The sequence below is a fragment of the Pseudomonas brassicacearum genome (assembly GCF_003732265.1).
GTDB classification, from domain to species: Bacteria; Pseudomonadota; Gammaproteobacteria; order Pseudomonadales; family Pseudomonadaceae; genus Aquipseudomonas; species Aquipseudomonas brassicacearum_D.
On the sequence record NZ_MOBK01000006.1, the window covers coordinates 205,305 to 220,991 of the forward strand.

A 15,687-nucleotide genomic window follows, 5' to 3' on the forward strand; every position below is an offset into this window, starting at 1 on the left:
TGTCTGACAACAACAGTCACTCGTCAAAAAGGCGCGTATTGGTGAGGCACGGCACTGCATGGTAAAAAGACACCGGATTGTGTCGGAAAAATCGCTACAGCGATGAATTTGCCACTAATCTGATGCCTTATAAGCACAAGCCTGGATTTTCCAGGCTTCGTGCTATCAGAAGCTTCAATGTTTTTGCATGGCTGTCTTTTTTCACTGGAAACCTGATATTCGATGCGCAGTCCCAATTGGTTGTTCCTCGTCTTGCTCTTGTTGCTGGCTGGCCTGCAATACCGCCTGTGGGTGGGTAATGGCAGTCTTGCGCAAGTGGCTGAGCTGACTCAGCAGATCAAGGATCAACAAGCAGAGAACGAAGGGTTGCTGGAGCGCAATCGGGTCATGGACGCCGAAGTCGGCGAGTTGAAAAAAGGCATGGAGACCGTCGAAGAGCGGGCTCGCCATGAGTTGGGCATGGTCAAGGACGGTGAAACCCTTTACCAGTTGGCTCGATGAACTCCTCATTACCGGCCTTCTGGGCCGTGATTCCTGCCGCGGGCGTCGGTGCCCGTATGGCCGCAGACCGTCCCAAGCAATACTTGCAACTGGGCGGGCGCACTATTCTCGAACACAGCCTCGGCTGTTTCCTTGATCACCCGTCCCTGAAAGGGTTGGTGGTCAGTCTTGCTGTTGACGATCCTTATTGGCCAAACCTGGCCTGTGCTGGTGATGCACGAATTCAGCGGGTTGACGGCGGTGCCGAGCGTTCCGGGTCGGTGCTGAATGCGTTGCTGCATTTGCATGCGTTGGGTGCTGATGATGAAGATTGGGTATTGGTGCACGATGCTGCGCGGCCGAATCTGAGTCGTGATGATCTGGACAAGTTGCTGGCTGAGCTGGCTGATGATCCGGTCGGCGGATTACTGGCGGTTCCGGCGCGCGACACGCTCAAGCGGGTCGACAAGCAGGGGCGTGTGGTTGAAACCGTGGATCGCAGTGTGATTTGGCAGGCTTACACGCCGCAGATGTTTCGCCTTGGCGCCTTGCATCGGGCGTTGGCGGACAGCCTTGTGGCGGATGCGGTTATTACTGATGAGGCGTCGGCCATGGAGTGGTCGGGTCTGGCGCCACGCCTGATCGAAGGCCGGTCCGATAACCTCAAGGTTACGCGTCCTGAAGATCTCGAATGGCTTCGTCAGCGTTGGGCTAATCGCCGCTGACTGCTGTGGTGTCTGGCAGATTCCTTTCGCGAGCAAGCCCGCTCCCACATTCGACCGCGTTCTTTCTGAAGACACTCGGTTAAATGTGGGAGCGGGCTTGCTCGCGAAAGCGGTAGCTCAGTCAACAAAACTGGCACTGAAGCATACTTCAGCTCCGATACTCCGGCCGCTCAGCCAACCCCTCCTTCAAATAATCCACCAACTTTCGCACCTTCGGCGACAGATGCCGCTGCTGCGGATAAAGCGCCCACACTGCGGTGTTAGGCGGTTGATGCGCTTCCAGCAACGAAATCAATTCGCCGCTTTTCAAATGCTCCAGCACGTAATAATCCGGCAGCTGACACAACCCCACGCCCTGTAGTGCCGCATCCAGCACCGCTTGCCCACTGTTGCAGCGCCAGTTTCCCTGGACCCGCTGCGAAAATTCCCGTCCGTTCTGTTCCAGCTGCCACATGTCCGAGCTGCCAATGAGGCAGTTGTGGCGGCTCAGTTCCGACAAGCTGTGCGGCCGGCCATAGCGTTCCAGGTAAGACGGCGAGGCGCACAGGTACATGCGTCGTGGTGCCAGACGTGTAGCAACCAATCGCGAATCCTGTAGACGTCCAAGGCGAATAGCCAAATCCAGGCCTTCGTGCACCAGGTCAAGCGGGCGGTTGCTCAGTTCGATGTCGACACGCAGCTGCGGGTAAAGCCCCATGAAACGCGTCACCAGCGGCACGATGAAGCGCTCGCCGTACGCCACGGCACACGTCATGCGCAGCATGCCTTTGGGTTCGCTGGTCAAGTCGCCCACTGCGCGCAAGGCTTCTTCGCGACCGTCTTGCAGGCGCTGGCAATGTTGCAGGAAGGTTTGCCCGGCTTCGGTCAGCGTGACCCGGCGGGTGCTGCGGTACAGCAAACGAGTTTGCAGGCGCTCTTCAAGGCGTACGATTTGTCGACTGATATGGGAGGAAGAAACCCCAAGACGTTCCGCTGCGGCCGTAAATTGACTGCATTCAGCCACGGCGACGAATTCGTCGATCCCTTCCCAGCGGCTTTCGGCCATTGTGGATTATCCCTGTGTGGCAATAATGTTTTGCTTTTGACCTGATTATTCACCGTAAGGCCGTGTATTACACTTCCTGTCTCGTTTTTATTCACTGGAGAATCCACATGATCAAGTCGCGCGCTGCCGTTGCCTTCGAGGCCAAGAAACCCCTCGAGATCGTCGAAGTCGATGTCGCCATGCCCAAGGCCGGCGAAGTCCTGTTGCGTGTGGTTGCCTCCGGTGTCTGCCATACCGATGCCTACACGCTGTCTGGTGCTGATCCGGAAGGTATCTTCCCGTCGATCCTCGGTCACGAAGGTGGCGCGGTGGTTGAAGCGATCGGCGAGGGCGTGACCTCGGTGGCAGTCGGCGATCATGTGATCCCGCTGTACACCCCGGAATGCCGCCAGTGCAAATTCTGCCTGTCGGGCAAAACCAACTTGTGTCAGGCGATTCGTGCGACCCAGGGCAAAGGCCTGATGCCGGATGGCACTTCGCGCTTTTCCTACAAGGGCCAGCCGATTTTCCACTACATGGGCACTTCGACGTTTTCCGAATACACCGTGTTGCCGGAAATTTCCGTCGCCAAAATTGCTAAAGAAGCGCCACTGGAAAAAGTCTGCCTGCTGGGCTGCGGTGTCACCACCGGCATCGGCGCGGTGCTCAATACGGCCAAGGTGAAACCGGGTGATACCGTGGCCATTTTCGGCCTCGGCGGCATTGGTCTGTCGGCGGTGATTGGCGCGGTAAAAGCCAAGGCTGCACGCATCATTGCCATCGACATCAACCCGGCCAAATTCGAGATCGCCAAGCAACTGGGTGCAACCGACTGTGTGAACCCGAAAGACTTCGACCGTCCGATCCAGGAAGTCATCGTCGACATGACCGATGGCGGCGTCGACTTTTCCTTCGAGTGCATCGGCAATGTGCAATTGATGCGCGCCGCCCTTGAGTGCTGCCACAAAGGCTGGGGCGAGTCGGTGATCATTGGTGTTGCCGGTGCCGGCCAGGAAATTTCCACCCGTCCATTCCAGCTGGTCACCGGTCGCGTCTGGCGCGGTTCGGCGTTCGGCGGCGTGCGTGGCCGCACCGAGTTGCCAAGCTACGTCGAAATGGCCGAGACCGGCGAAATCCCGCTGGACACGTTCATCACCCACACCATGGGCCTGGAAGACATCAACACGGCGTTCGACCTGATGCATGAAGGCAAGAGCATCCGTTCCGTCATCCATTTCTGAGGTCGGTCATGAGCCTGGAAAATATCTCCTGCCAGAAAAGCTTCCGCGGCTGGCACAAACGTTACCGGCACCGTTCCGACGTGCTCGGCTGCGACATGGTGTTTGCCGTGTACCTGCCGCCGCAAGCGGAGCAGGGCGGCAAACTGCCGGTGTTGTACTGGTTATCCGGCCTGACCTGCACCGACGAAAACTTCATGCACAAGGCCGGCGCCCTGCGCATGGCTGCCGAGCTGGGCTTGATCATCGTCGCACCGGACACCAGCCCGCGCGGTCCTGATGTGCCGGGTGATCCGGACGGTGCCTGGGACTTCGGCCTGGGTGCCGGGTTCTATCTTAATGCCACGCAGGAACCCTGGTCCCGGCACTATCGGATGCACGACTATGTCGTGCAGGAATTGCCCGCATTGGTCGAAGCCCATTTCCCTGCCTCGGACAAGCGCGGCATCAGCGGTCACTCCATGGGCGGCCACGGTGCGCTGGTTTGTGCGTTGCGTAATCCGGGGCGTTATCAGTCGGTGTCGGCGTTCTCGCCGATCAACAATCCGATGGACTGCCCGTGGGGTCAGAAGGCCTTCTCTCGTTACCTCGGCGAAGACCGTTCGAAGTGGCGCGAATGGGATGCTTGCGCGCTGATCGCCGAGGCTGACGAGAAGCTGCCGCTGCTGGTGGACCAAGGCGATCGTGATGATTTCCTCGCCACCCAGCTCAAGCATGAAGCCTTGCAACAGGCCGCAAAATTGGCCGGTCATCCGCTGACGTTGCGCCTGCAGCCGGGCTACGACCACAGCTATTTCTTCATCGCCAGTTTTATCGACGAACACTTGCAACATCATGCGCGCGCTCTAGGCGCCTAATGTTCGACAAAGCAGGTAGAATCACGCCCTGACAAAAATCGGGGCGTTTTTTTATGCGTATTGGCCACGGCTATGATGTGCACCGTTTCGCTGAAGGCGATTTCATTACTCTGGGCGGCGTGCGCATTGCACACGGCTTCGGGCTGCTCGCTCACTCCGACGGTGACGTCCTGCTGCACGCCTTGAGCGATGCCTTGCTCGGCGCGGCCGCGCTGGGTGATATCGGCAAACATTTCCCGGACACCGACCCGACCTACAAGGGCGCCGACAGCCGTGTGCTGTTGCGTCACGTCGTCGCACTGATCCACGCCAAGGGCTGGAAAGTTGGCAACGTCGATAACACCATCGTTGCCCAAGCGCCGAAAATGGCCCCGCATATCGAATCGATGCGCGCGCTGATTGCCGCGGATCTTCAAGTTGAGTTGGATCAAGTGAACGTGAAAGCTACCACCACCGAAAAGCTTGGCTTTGTCGGTCGCGAAGAAGGCATTGCCGTGCACTCTGTTGCCTTGTTGCTGCGCGCATGAACGAATCGCAATTGCTCGGCCCACGGGCCTATGGTGACGCACTCGGCACCGCTGTTCTGAAAGCCACGGCAGAAGATTTCCAGGTCGATGAAGTGCTCAACATCCCCCTCAGCGGTGATGGCGAACACCTGTGGATCTGGGTGGAAAAACGCGGCCTGAATACCGAAGAAGCGGCACGGCGGATCGCCAAGGCCGCGGGCGTGCCATTGCGCACGGTCAGCTATGCCGGGCTCAAGGACCGTCAGGCCCTGACACGCCAATGGTTCAGCGTGCAGTTGCCGGGCAAGGCTGATCCCGATTTGTCGGCGGCGGAAAACGACACGCTGAAAATCCTCAAGACCGGTCGGCACAAACGCAAGTTGCAACGCGGTGCTCACTCGGCCAATGGCTTCACGTTGCGCTTGACGCAATTCGCCGGCGACAAAGCCGCGATTGAAGAGCGACTGCAGCTGATCGCCAAGCAAGGTATTCCCAATTATTTCGGCGCCCAGCGTTTCGGCTTTGACGGCGGCAACGTGGTTGATGCCCGTGCCTGGGCTGCGCGCAAGGCGTTGCCGGAGCAGCGCAACGTGCGTTCGCGCCTGCTCTCGACGGCGCGCAGTTTCCTGTTCAATCAGGTGTTGGCGGCGCGTGTTGCCGACGGTACCTGGCAGCAAGCCCTGGTCGGCGACCTGCTGGCCTTCACTGACAGCCGCAGTTTCTTTCCGGCCGGTGAAGCGGAGTGCAGCGACCCGCGACTGGCGATTCTCGACCTGCACCCGACCGGCCCGCAGTGGGGCGAAGGTGACTCGCCGGCGACCGGCGTTGTCCATGAACTGGAGCAGGACATCGCCGCTCGCGAAGCGGACTTGCGAGATTGGTTGATTAACGCCGGTATGAGCCACGAACGTCGCATCCTGCGGCTGCCCATTGGCGGGTTGACGTGGCATTATCCCGAGCCTGACATTCTGCAACTGGAATTCGTCCTCCCGGCCGGATGCTTTGCCACCGTATTGGTGCGCGAGCTTGTTGATCTGGTGCCGGTGGGGCAGACGGACAGCCCATGCGTATTCTGATTTCTAACGACGATGGGGTAACCGCACCCGGTCTCGCCGCGCTTTATGCTGCGCTGGCGGATTACACCGAATGCGTGGTTATCGCCCCGGACCAGGACAAAAGCGGCGCCAGCAGCTCGCTGACGCTCGACCGTCCGTTGCACCCGCAAACCCTGGCCAACGGCTTTATCAGCCTGAACGGCACACCCACCGATTGCGTGCACCTGGGCCTCAATGGCTTGCTGGAGCGCCAGCCGGACATGGTCGTCTCGGGAATCAATCTGGGCGCCAACCTGGGCGATGACGTGTTGTATTCCGGCACCGTGGCAGCCGCCCTCGAAGGGCGTTTCCTCGAGCGTCCGTCGTTTGCCTTTTCGTTGGTGTCACGACAAGTAGAGAACCTTCCCACAGCCGCCTACTTTGCACGCAAGCTGGTCGAAGCCCATGGCGATCTCGACCTGCCGCCGCGCACGGTACTGAATGTGAATATTCCCAATTTGCCACTGGACCATATCCGCGGTATCCAGCTGACCCGCCTCGGGCATCGCGCCCGTGCGGCGGCGCCGATGAAAGTGGTCGATCCGCGCGGCAAATCCGGTTACTGGATCGCCGCTGCCGGGGATGCTGAAGATGGCGGCCCGGGTACCGATTTCCATGCGGTGATGCAGGGCTATGTTTCGATCACTCCGCTGCAACTGGATCGCACCTTCAACGATGCCTTCAGAAGTCTCGATGGCTGGCTGGAGGGACTGCGCTAATGTCTCGTGAACAAGACGATATGCTGCGCCGTGGCATCGGCATGACTTCTCAGCGGACCCGCGAACGCCTTATTCAGCGTCTTTATGAAGAAGGTGTTTCCAACGCCAAAGTGTTGGAGGTCATTCGCCGTACACCGCGTCACCTGTTCGTCGACGAAGCGCTGGCCCATCGCGCTTACGAAGACACGGCGCTGCCGATCGGACACAACCAGACCATCTCCCAGCCTTACATGGTGGCGCGCATGAGCGAGTTACTGCTGGAAGCAGGTCCGTTGGACAAGGTGATGGAAATCGGCACCGGCTCGGGCTACCAGACGGCCGTGCTGTCGCAGCTGGTCGAGCGGGTGTTTTCCGTGGAGCGCATCAAGGTTTTGCAGGATCGGGCCAAGGAACGCCTGGTCGAGTTGAACCTGCGCAACGTGGTGTTTCGTTGGGGCGATGGTTGGGAGGGCTGGCCAGCGCTGGCGCCTTACAACGGCATTATCGTCACGGCAGTGGCCACTGATGTGCCGCAGGCCCTGCTCGATCAGTTGGCTCCGGGTGGGCGATTAGTCATCCCTGTCGGCTCCGGCGAAGTGCAGCAACTGATGCTGATCATCCGCGAAGAAAACGGCTTTTCCCGACGTGTTCTGGGGGCGGTGCGATTCGTGCCATTGCTCAACGGGCCACTGGCCTGAGCATTTGTTTTGGCGCGCTGAATTCTCTTCGATTGGCCGTGTCTTACAGCGGCATCGATTGGTTAAACGGTATTTATCGTCAGTCAGCAAACGTGTGCGCGGAGCGAATTCGCTTCATTAAAGGTAAAGCCTGTTCGGCCCGTTATACTTGCGACATCTCGAGCCGGAACACGGCAATCCACAATTTCAGCCACCACAAAGGGAGCGGCGGGTGAGTCTCACAGTCATTGCGCAGCGTATGAGTACAACGAGCTTTCAGCGCCTGGTGACTGGCCTTGTCTTGAGCACCTTGCTGGTCGGTTGCTCCAGCACCAAATCGAGTAACGTCGGCGTCGTCGATCGCAACAACGCGGCCCCCCAGCGTCCGGCAACGACGACGGGCCAGTATGTCGTTCGGCCAAAAGACACCCTGTTCTCGATCGCTTTTCGCTACGGCTGGGACTACAAAGCCCTCGCAGCACGGAACAATATTCCTACACCCTATACGATCCATCCGGGTCAGATAATTCGCTTCGATGGTCGCACCGGATCAACGCCGACAGCGGTGAGCAGTACTACCGATTCAACACCTTCGTCGTCGCTGAAAACCACGGTAATCCGGCGCCAGCCGAATGGCGCAACCACCAGTACTACGGTGGTTGCACCGTCCGTCGCCAACAAACCTGCACCCGCTCCACTGCCTCCAGCCGGCCCGGCCCCGACCGGCTGGGGATGGCCATCTAATGGCATTCTGATTGGAAAATTCTCCTCAAACGGTAGTTTGAATAAAGGAATTGATATCGCCGGAGATTTGGGACAGCCTGTTTTAGCTGCGTCTGATGGGACGGTGGTATACGCCGGGAGTGGCTTAAGGGGCTACGGCGAATTAGTCATCATCAAACACAGCGAAACCTACGTCAGTGCCTACGGACATAACCGCAGGCTGTTGGTTCGGGAGGGGCAGCAGGTCAAAGTCGGACAGACAATTGCCGAAATGGGGTCAACGGGTACAGACCGGGTGAAACTGCATTTTGAGATTCGCCGCCAAGGTAAACCTGTAGATCCGCTGCAATTCCTGCCACGTCGTTGATTTGTTAGCCAGCCTGTTCCGTCACGTAGAGGGAACAGGCTCCAGCGTTGCCAAGGATAAAGGCGCCGCTCGAGCTTGAGGTCGAACTCACCAAAGGACTATAACAATGGCTCTCAGTAAAGAAGTGCCGGAGTTTGACATCGACGATGAGGTTCTCCTGATGGAGACCGGCATCGCCACGGATTCGATGTCGAATGATGAAGGGGCAGCTCCACCTTCCGTTCGTGCTAAATCCAAACACTCCGCTTCGTTAAAACAGCACAAGTACATTGATTACACGCGGGCACTCGATGCCACGCAGCTGTACCTCAATGAAATCGGCTTTTCCCCATTGCTCTCCCCGGAAGAAGAAGTTCATTTTGCGCGCTTGTCGCAAAGTGGCGATCCGGCCGGGCGCAAGCGCATGATTGAAAGCAACCTGCGGCTGGTGGTTAAAATCGCCCGGCGTTACGTCAATCGTGGGCTGTCGCTGCTGGACCTGATCGAAGAGGGCAACCTCGGCCTGATCCGGGCAGTGGAGAAGTTCGACCCCGAACGCGGCTTCCGCTTTTCGACCTACGCAACCTGGTGGATTCGTCAGACCATCGAGCGCGCGATCATGAATCAGACCCGGACCATCCGGTTGCCGATCCATGTGGTCAAGGAGCTGAACGTGTACCTGCGGGCCGCACGGGAGCTGACGCAAAAACTCGATCACGAACCCTCACCCGAAGAAATCGCCAACCTGCTGGAAAAACCAGTGGGCGAGGTCAAGCGCATGCTCGGCTTGAACGAGCGGGTCTCTTCGGTCGACGTCTCGCTGGGTCCGGATTCGGATAAAACCCTGCTGGACACCCTGACTGATGACCGACCAACCGACCCGTGTGAACTGCTGCAGGACGATGATCTGTCCCAAAGCATCGATCAGTGGCTGTCGGAGCTGACCGACAAGCAACGCGAAGTGGTGGTGCGTCGCTTTGGCCTGCGCGGTCACGAGAGCAGCACGCTTGAAGACGTAGGCCTGGAGATCGGCCTGACCCGGGAACGAGTCAGACAGATTCAGGTAGAAGGCCTGAAGCGTCTTCGGGAGATTCTCGAGAAAAACGGCCTGTCGAGCGAGTCGCTGTTTCAATAAGCGATCGGTTCAACCGGTAGTAAAAGACCCCGACTGACTCGGGGTTTTTTATTGCCTGCAAAGTGGGCGGGGATTGCCGCGGGTTTGTAGTCTTGCGCTGTAAGTCTTTGCTTACTCTTTCGTAAGTGTTCGTTATTTTTACACGGCAGTCGTCGTCCATCTTCCTACATTGTAGTTTCTATCTTGATGATTTATATGGATATTTGTTCTTGTTAAAAGCATATGACAAGCGTTTTTGGCGATCCCGGTCAATTGCGCCTGGCTGGGAACTCTCTAATATCTGAACTGTGTCGACGGACAGACACGCCCTTCAAGGAAGAGGGAACGGACATCGCAGGAAGCGATTCATCAGGACGATGAAAAGGAATACAGGGAATAGGGAAAAAATGTGGGCGGGTCAAACCGCCCCTTTTTTTGCCTGTAGAAAAGCAAAAAAGGCCCGCTAAGGGCCTTTTCGGGAACGCGGGGGAAATCAGCGTTCGAGGTCTTTGAGCTTGGGGCCTACGGATTTGTTGATGACACGATCAAACTCTTCAGCGTCAGGCATCGAGTCTTTTTTCTCGGTGATATTCGGCCAAATTTCAGCCAGCTCAACGTTCAGTTGAATGAATTCCTGCATTTCTGCTGGCACTTCATCTTCGGAGAAGATGGCCACGGCAGGGCATTCTGGTTCGCACAGTGCGCAGTCGATGCACTCATCCGGGTGAATCACCAGGAAGTTCGGGCCTTCGTAAAAGCAGTCCACCGGACACACTTCTACGCAGTCGGTGTACTTGCACTTGATGCAGTTGTCGGTGACGACGAAGGTCATTTCTAATTTTCTCCTCAGGCGGCGGCAGCGGAGCCCCTTCACGTTGGGGTCGCCAGGTTCGGGAGCGATAGTCTGCTGGCCAGGCTATTAGCCAGCAGCATCCCAAACCGCGCGAGATTCTAACAGCTTGCAGGCAAGTGCGTTAGATCCGGTTCTTTAGTGTATAGAGCATTTCGAGCGCACGGCGCGGCGTCATGTCATCCAGATTGAGCTTGGTCAATTCATCCAGCACCGGGTGCGGCAGGCTGGCGAACATGTCGCTTTGCTGCGGCGCGGCCGGTTTGCCCTTGGCAGGCGCAGGCATTTCATGGGGCAGGGCGGTGGCTTCCAGGCGACCCAAGTGTTCGCGAGCACGCACAATCACTTCGCTCGGCACGCCGGCCAATTGCGCTACGGCCAGGCCGTAACTCTGGCTGGCAGGCCCAGGCAACACGTGGTGCAGGAACACGATGCGTTCGTTGTGCTCGGTGGCATTGAGGTGAACGTTGGCCACTAGCGGTTGCGCCTCCGGCAGTACCGTCAGCTCGAAGTAGTGGGTCGCGAACAGCGTGTAAGCGCGCAAATACGCCAGTCGCTCGGCAGCCGCCCAGGCCAGGGACAGACCATCGAAGGTGCTGGTGCCGCGACCGACTTCGTCCATCAGCACCAGGCTGCGTTCGGTGGCGTTGTGCAAAATGTTCGCGGTTTCGCTCATTTCAACCATGAAGGTCGAACGGCCCCCCGCCAGGTCATCGCTGGAACCGATCCGGGTGAAAATCCGGTCCACCAGGGACAGTTCGCAACTGGCCGCCGGCACGAAGCTGCCGATGTGCGCGAGCAACACGATCAACGCGGTCTGACGCATGTAGGTGGATTTACCGCCCATGTTTGGACCGGTGATTACCAGCATGCGCGTGTTGTCGTCAAGGCTCAGGTCGTTGGCCACAAACGGCGTGCTCAGCACTTGCTCGACCACCGGGTGACGACCTTGGGTGATGCGCATGCAAGGCTCGTCGACGAAGCGCGGGCAGTTCAGGTCGAGGTTCAGCGCGCGTTCGGCGAGGTTGCTCAGTACGTCCAGTTCGGCCAGCGCCGCGGCGGTGTCCTGCAGTGGTGGCAATTGGGCGATCAGGTCTTCGAGCAGCGCTTCGTAAAGCATCTTCTCGCGGGCCAGGGCACGGCTCTTGGCCGACAGAGCCTTGTCCTCGAACGCCTTGAGTTCCGGCGTGATGAAACGCTCGGCACCTTTCAGCGTCTGGCGGCGGATGTAGTCGGCCGGCGCCGACTCGGCCTGTTTGCTCGGCAACTCAATGAAGTAGCCGTGAATGCGGTTGTAACCGACCTTCAGGTGCGACAGACCGGTGCGGGCTTTCTCGCGTGCTTCCAGATCAATCAGGAACTGCCCGGCGTTTTCGCTGAGCGATTGCAGATCGTCGAGTTCGCTGTCGTAACCGGTCTTCAACACGCCGCCGTCACGGATCACCGCAGGCGGGTTGTCGATGATGGCTTTTTCCAGCAGCGCCGCCAGTTCCGGGTAGGTGCTGGTGGTCTTGGCCAGTTGAATGATGTGCGGCGCTTCCAGCTCGGTCATTGCCACTTGCAACTCAGGCAAAGCGCCCAGAGCATCGCGCAGACGAGCGAGGTCGCGAGGGCGGGCATTGCGCAGGCCGATCCGCGCCAGAATCCGCTCGATGTCGCCGATTTCCTTGAGCTGCGGTTGCAGTTTCTCGAAGCGGTAGCCGTCGAGCAGGCAGGTGATCGAGGTCTGACGCGCCAGCAACACGGTCAAATCCCGCAGCGGACGGTTCAACCAACGGGTCAGCAAGCGGCTGCCCATGGCGGTTTGGCAGCGATCGACTACCGATTGCAGGGTGTTGTCGCGACCACCGGCCAGGTTGGTGTCCAGTTCCAGGTTGCGACGGCTCGCGCCATCCAGCACCACAGTGTCATCCAGACGCTCATGACGCAGGCTGCGCAAATGCGGCAGGGCGGTGCGCTGGGTTTCCTTGGCGTAGCTGAGCAGGCAACCGGCAGCGCCGATGGCCAGGGTCAGGTTCTCGCAGCCAAAACCTTTAAGGTCTTGAGTCGAAAACTGTTGGCACAGACTTTTCAGCGCCGAATCTCGCTCGAAATCCCACGGTGCACGGCGACGAACCCCACGACGTTTTTCCGCCGGCAGATCCTTCGGCCAATCGTCCGGGATCATCAGCTCGACCGGATTGACCCGCTCCAGCTCCGCCAGCAGGTTTTCCCAACCCTTGATTTCCAGCACCGTGAAATTGCCACTGGTGATGTCCAGCACGGCCAGGCCGAACAGACGCTCGTCCCCCAGCACGGCAGCAATCAGGTTGTCCCGACGCTCATCCAGCAGCGCTTCATCACTGACCGTGCCCGGCGTGATGATCCGCACCACCTGACGATCCACCGGCCCTTTACTGGTCGCCGGATCACCGACCTGCTCACAAATCACCACCGACTCGCCGAGCTTGACCAGTTTCGCCAGGTAACCTTCCGCGGCGTGGTAAGGAATCCCACACATCGGAATCGCTTGCCCCGCCGACTGCCCACGAGCAGTCAGGGTGATGTCCAGCAACTTGGCGGCCTTCTTCGCGTCTTCGTAGAAGATCTCGTAGAAGTCACCCATGCGGTAGAACATCAACTGGTCAGGGTGCTGGTTCTTCAGGCGCCAGTACTGCTGCATCATCGGCGTGTGGGAAGACAGATCGGAGATGGCTTTATTCATCGGAAATTCAGGAAGACTCGTTGAAAGATGTAGGGCAAAAGGAGGGGCATCGGCCCGGCTTTTCCGCGATGGGCGCAAGATTACCATGGGCGGTCCGCCCGACGCAGGCATGAAAGCCCCACGGCACATTTCCACCGGATATGCACGAGCTATGCAAAACAGCATTTGTTTTCGGCGAAAAGAACAAGCACTATGCGCGTTATGCAAAAACGCAACGTTTCTACCGTCTTAAGAGCACTGCTCGATCAACACGGGATCTCCCCCACGGAGCTTCACCGTCGCACCGGCGTGCCTCAATCCACACTCTCGCGGATCCTCAGCGGGAAGATCGTCGATCCTTCGGATAAGCACATCTCGAAGATCGCCGAGTACTTCGCCGTGAGCACCGATCAGTTGCGTGGCCGTGCCGATGTTGCGCCTGCCGCCCATGCCGCGCGCGATGAAGTGCATTCCGAACTCAAGGACATAAGTCTGTGGGACGACGATACCCCCGTCGATGACGACGAGGTATCGGTCCCCTTTCTTCGCGAGGTTGAATTGGCTGCTGGATCAGGAAGATTCGTCATCGAAGAGAGCGAGCGCTCTAGCCTGCGCTTCGGCAAGCGCAGCTTGCGCCACAACGGCGTGCAGTTCGACCAGGCCAAATGCGTGACGGTGCGCGGCAACAGCATGTTGCCGGTGCTGCGCGATGGCGCCACCGTTGGCGTGAACGCCGGCAAGTGCGGGATTGGCGACATCGTTGATGGCGACCTTTATGCGATCAACCATAACGGCCAATTGCGAGTGAAGCAGCTCTATCGCCTGCCGACCGGTATCCGCCTGCGCAGCTTCAATCGCGATGAGCACCCGGACGAGGACTACACCTTCCAGGAAATCCAGGAAGAGCAGATTGTCATCCTCGGTCACGTCTTCTGGTGGGGCATGTACGCCCGCTAACCTCGCCACCTACAGATAAACCCGCCATCGAGCGGGTTTTTTTCCGCCTGTCAAAAACCGCCTGAGCCTTTGTTCGTGGGGCTTTCATGCACCAATGCATTCTAAATGCATAAACAAATGCATTTGTACATTGACTGTATATGCATCCATGCATATTCTTTGTCTCAAGCCGCTCAACAAAGCAGCTCGAAACGAAGTTCTTGGTTCCACCACAAAGGCAGCGATGAACCGGCCTCAACGGTTCAAAGGGTTGGCAACTGACCCGGGTGTGCAGCGTAAAGCACCAGAAGCAGTTATCCGGCGGGCAGGGACCGCGGTCGGAAAAACAATATGAATGGACTCGTACCGCGCCAGTAGCGCCGAAAGGTCAACGCAGGACCGCATTACTGAAAAGCCCGGAACGATGCCGGGCTTTTTGGAATGCCTACCTTCCATCAGGCACCTCAAGAAAACACCGCTTAAAGAACCACTCATCAATCACTCCCGGAGGCGTGACATGACAAACGAGCAACTAGCGTTGCTGGACATGCCAATCTGGCTCGTCATCGTCCTTGCCCTGGTGGGTGGGGTGTCCGGCGAAATGTGGCGCGCCGACAAGGACGGCGCTCGCGGCTGGTCACTGCTGCGACGCCTGGCCTTGCGCTCCGGGGCCTGCATGGTGTGCGGGGTCTCGGCCATCATGCTGCTGTATGCAGCCGGCGTGTCGATCTGGGCGGCTTGTGCATTTGGCTGCCTGACAGCGATGGCTGGGGCCGACGTATCCATCGGGCTTTACGAGCGCTGGGCTTCGAAGCGCATTGATGTGTGCGATGTGCCCCCGCGTGACACCCATCAGGATCGCTGAAACTCAAGCCCAATGGATTGGCGAACAGTGGTGCCGACCGGCATCCGGCCTGCAAGGACGCAGGTCTCCCACGGCCAGTGCCGTTCATTCAAATCCACCATAAACGGTTTATTGACCGAGGACCTTTTATGCCGCTAACCGATGGGCAACTGCTAAAAATCATGCCCAACGCCCGCGTCCAAACGGGCGTTTTCATTTCTGCGCTCAATGCCGCCATGGCTCGTTTCAACATCAATACCCCGAAACGTATCGCCGTCTTCCTCGCGCAAGTCGGCCATGAGTCCGGGCAACTGCAATACGTTCGTGAACTTGGCGCTGACCACTATCTGAGCAAATACGACACCGGTGCCTTGGCCTCTCGCTTGGGTAACTCGCCCGCGCAGGATGGTGATGGTCAAAAGTACCGCGGCCGTGGCCTGATCCAGATCACCGGCCGCGATAACTACCGCCAATGCAGTCTTGGATTGTTCGGCGATGATCGCTTGCTGTTTATTCCGCAACTGTTGGAAAAACCCCAATGGGCCGCCGAGTCAGCGGCCTGGTTCTGGGCGCAGAACGGCCTTAACGAACTCGCCGATCACGACCAGTTCAACAGCATCACCCGACGCATCAATGGCGGGCTAAACGGCTTGCAGGATCGTCTGCAACTCTGGGCTCGGGCGAGGGCGGTGCTGTGCCAGCCTTCGGTCTGATCGCTTGGCGGGTTATTGGCGGTACTTGCCCCGGCGCATGCTCAACGAATTGTCGTCATCACCGACACCGGGGACCGTGGACTGATTGCCTTGCAGGCTTGTCAGGCCTATATCAGAGCCCTTGCGCCCTCACATCTTGATTGATCCTGCGCCTTGCAAGCGCGATACGCTCGTGTACG

16 protein-coding genes and 1 pseudogene are annotated in these 15,687 nt (G+C 58.5%); 14 read left to right on the top strand and 3 right to left on the bottom strand.

Annotated features, from left to right (window positions below; translation table 11 throughout):
• Window positions 1-222 precede the first annotated feature (222 nt).
• Together ftsB and ispD are read left to right on the top strand one after the other, a co-directional pair.
• A complete protein-coding gene (gene ftsB, locus BK660_RS13590; RefSeq protein ID WP_027924988.1) occupies window positions 223-501 on the top strand; it encodes a cell division protein FtsB in 279 nt (92 codons plus the stop codon).
• Window positions 498-1,205 carry a 2-C-methyl-D-erythritol 4-phosphate cytidylyltransferase gene (gene ispD, locus BK660_RS13595; RefSeq protein ID WP_123433710.1) on the top strand — a complete coding sequence of 236 codons (708 nt, stop codon included), beginning with the start codon at window positions 498-500 and terminating at the stop codon, window positions 1,203-1,205. The genes ftsB and ispD overlap by 4 nt, the downstream gene beginning before the upstream one ends.
• A 148-nt stretch (window positions 1,206-1,353) precedes the next feature.
• Here the strand turns inward: ispD and BK660_RS13600 are convergent, their stop codons facing one another.
• Window positions 1,354-2,250: a LysR substrate-binding domain-containing protein gene (locus BK660_RS13600; RefSeq protein WP_123433711.1), complete on the bottom strand. Its 897-nt coding sequence runs from the start codon at window positions 2,248-2,250 to the stop codon at window positions 1,354-1,356.
• 107 nt (window positions 2,251-2,357) lie between these two features.
• Between BK660_RS13600 and BK660_RS13605 the strand changes: the two genes are divergently transcribed.
• The 8 genes from BK660_RS13605 to rpoS all read left to right on the top strand — a co-directional run bounded on the left by BK660_RS13605 (window position 2,358) and on the right by rpoS (window position 9,503).
• Window positions 2,358-3,470, top strand: a complete 1,113-nt coding sequence (locus BK660_RS13605) for an S-(hydroxymethyl)glutathione dehydrogenase/class III alcohol dehydrogenase (RefSeq protein ID WP_123433712.1) — start codon at window positions 2,358-2,360, stop codon at window positions 3,468-3,470.
• Between the two features lie 8 nt (window positions 3,471-3,478).
• A complete protein-coding gene (gene fghA / locus BK660_RS13610; RefSeq protein WP_123433713.1) occupies window positions 3,479-4,324 on the top strand; it encodes an S-formylglutathione hydrolase in 846 nt (281 codons plus the stop codon).
• Between the two features lie 53 nt (window positions 4,325-4,377).
• A complete protein-coding gene (gene ispF, locus BK660_RS13615; protein WP_008154023.1) occupies window positions 4,378-4,851 on the top strand; it encodes a 2-C-methyl-D-erythritol 2,4-cyclodiphosphate synthase in 474 nt (157 codons plus the stop codon).
• Window positions 4,848-5,906, top strand: a complete 1,059-nt coding sequence (truD, locus tag BK660_RS13620; protein ID WP_123433714.1) for a tRNA pseudouridine(13) synthase TruD — start codon at window positions 4,848-4,850, stop codon at window positions 5,904-5,906. Before ispF ends, truD begins: the two co-directional genes overlap by 4 nt.
• Window positions 5,894-6,643, top strand: coding sequence for a 5'/3'-nucleotidase SurE (gene surE, locus BK660_RS13625; RefSeq protein ID WP_123433715.1), 750 nt, complete (start codon window positions 5,894-5,896; stop codon window positions 6,641-6,643). The genes truD and surE overlap by 13 nt, the downstream gene beginning before the upstream one ends.
• Window positions 6,644-6,684: 41 nt before the next feature.
• A complete protein-coding gene (locus BK660_RS13630) occupies window positions 6,685-7,320 on the top strand; it encodes a protein-L-isoaspartate(D-aspartate) O-methyltransferase (RefSeq protein WP_172825954.1) in 636 nt (211 codons plus the stop codon).
• Between the two features lie 211 nt (window positions 7,321-7,531).
• Window positions 7,532-8,389 carry a peptidoglycan DD-metalloendopeptidase family protein gene (locus tag BK660_RS13635; protein WP_123433716.1) on the top strand — a complete coding sequence of 286 codons (858 nt, stop codon included), beginning with the start codon at window positions 7,532-7,534 and terminating at the stop codon, window positions 8,387-8,389.
• Between the two features lie 106 nt (window positions 8,390-8,495).
• Window positions 8,496-9,503, top strand: a complete 1,008-nt coding sequence (gene rpoS, locus BK660_RS13640; protein ID WP_027924998.1) for an RNA polymerase sigma factor RpoS — start codon at window positions 8,496-8,498, stop codon at window positions 9,501-9,503.
• A 472-nt stretch (window positions 9,504-9,975) separates the two neighbouring features.
• Here rpoS and fdxA read toward each other — a convergent pair whose 3' ends face one another.
• Both fdxA and mutS read right to left on the bottom strand, forming a co-directional pair.
• Window positions 9,976-10,314: a ferredoxin FdxA gene (fdxA, locus tag BK660_RS13645; RefSeq protein WP_123433717.1), complete on the bottom strand. Its 339-nt coding sequence runs from the start codon at window positions 10,312-10,314 to the stop codon at window positions 9,976-9,978.
• A 142-nt stretch (window positions 10,315-10,456) separates the two neighbouring features.
• Window positions 10,457-13,024, bottom strand: coding sequence for a DNA mismatch repair protein MutS (gene mutS / locus BK660_RS13650; RefSeq protein WP_185045121.1), 2,568 nt, complete (start codon window positions 13,022-13,024; stop codon window positions 10,457-10,459).
• A 213-nt stretch (window positions 13,025-13,237) separates the two neighbouring features.
• Between mutS and BK660_RS13655 the strand changes: the two genes are divergently transcribed.
• From BK660_RS13655 to BK660_RS33000, 4 genes and pseudogenes are all read left to right on the top strand, one after another.
• A complete protein-coding gene (locus BK660_RS13655) occupies window positions 13,238-13,972 on the top strand; it encodes a LexA family transcriptional regulator (RefSeq protein ID WP_123434606.1) in 735 nt (244 codons plus the stop codon).
• A 496-nt stretch (window positions 13,973-14,468) separates the two neighbouring features.
• Window positions 14,469-14,816 carry a phage holin family protein gene (locus BK660_RS13660; RefSeq protein WP_123433719.1) on the top strand — a complete coding sequence of 116 codons (348 nt, stop codon included), beginning with the start codon at window positions 14,469-14,471 and terminating at the stop codon, window positions 14,814-14,816.
• A gap of 128 nt (window positions 14,817-14,944) precedes the next feature.
• Window positions 14,945-15,508: a glycoside hydrolase family 19 protein gene (locus BK660_RS13665; protein ID WP_123433720.1), complete on the top strand. Its 564-nt coding sequence runs from the start codon at window positions 14,945-14,947 to the stop codon at window positions 15,506-15,508.
• A gap of 18 nt (window positions 15,509-15,526) precedes the next feature.
• Window positions 15,527-15,652, top strand: a pseudogene (locus BK660_RS33000) (lysis protein); the annotation flags it as partial.
• Window positions 15,653-15,687 lie beyond the last annotated feature (35 nt).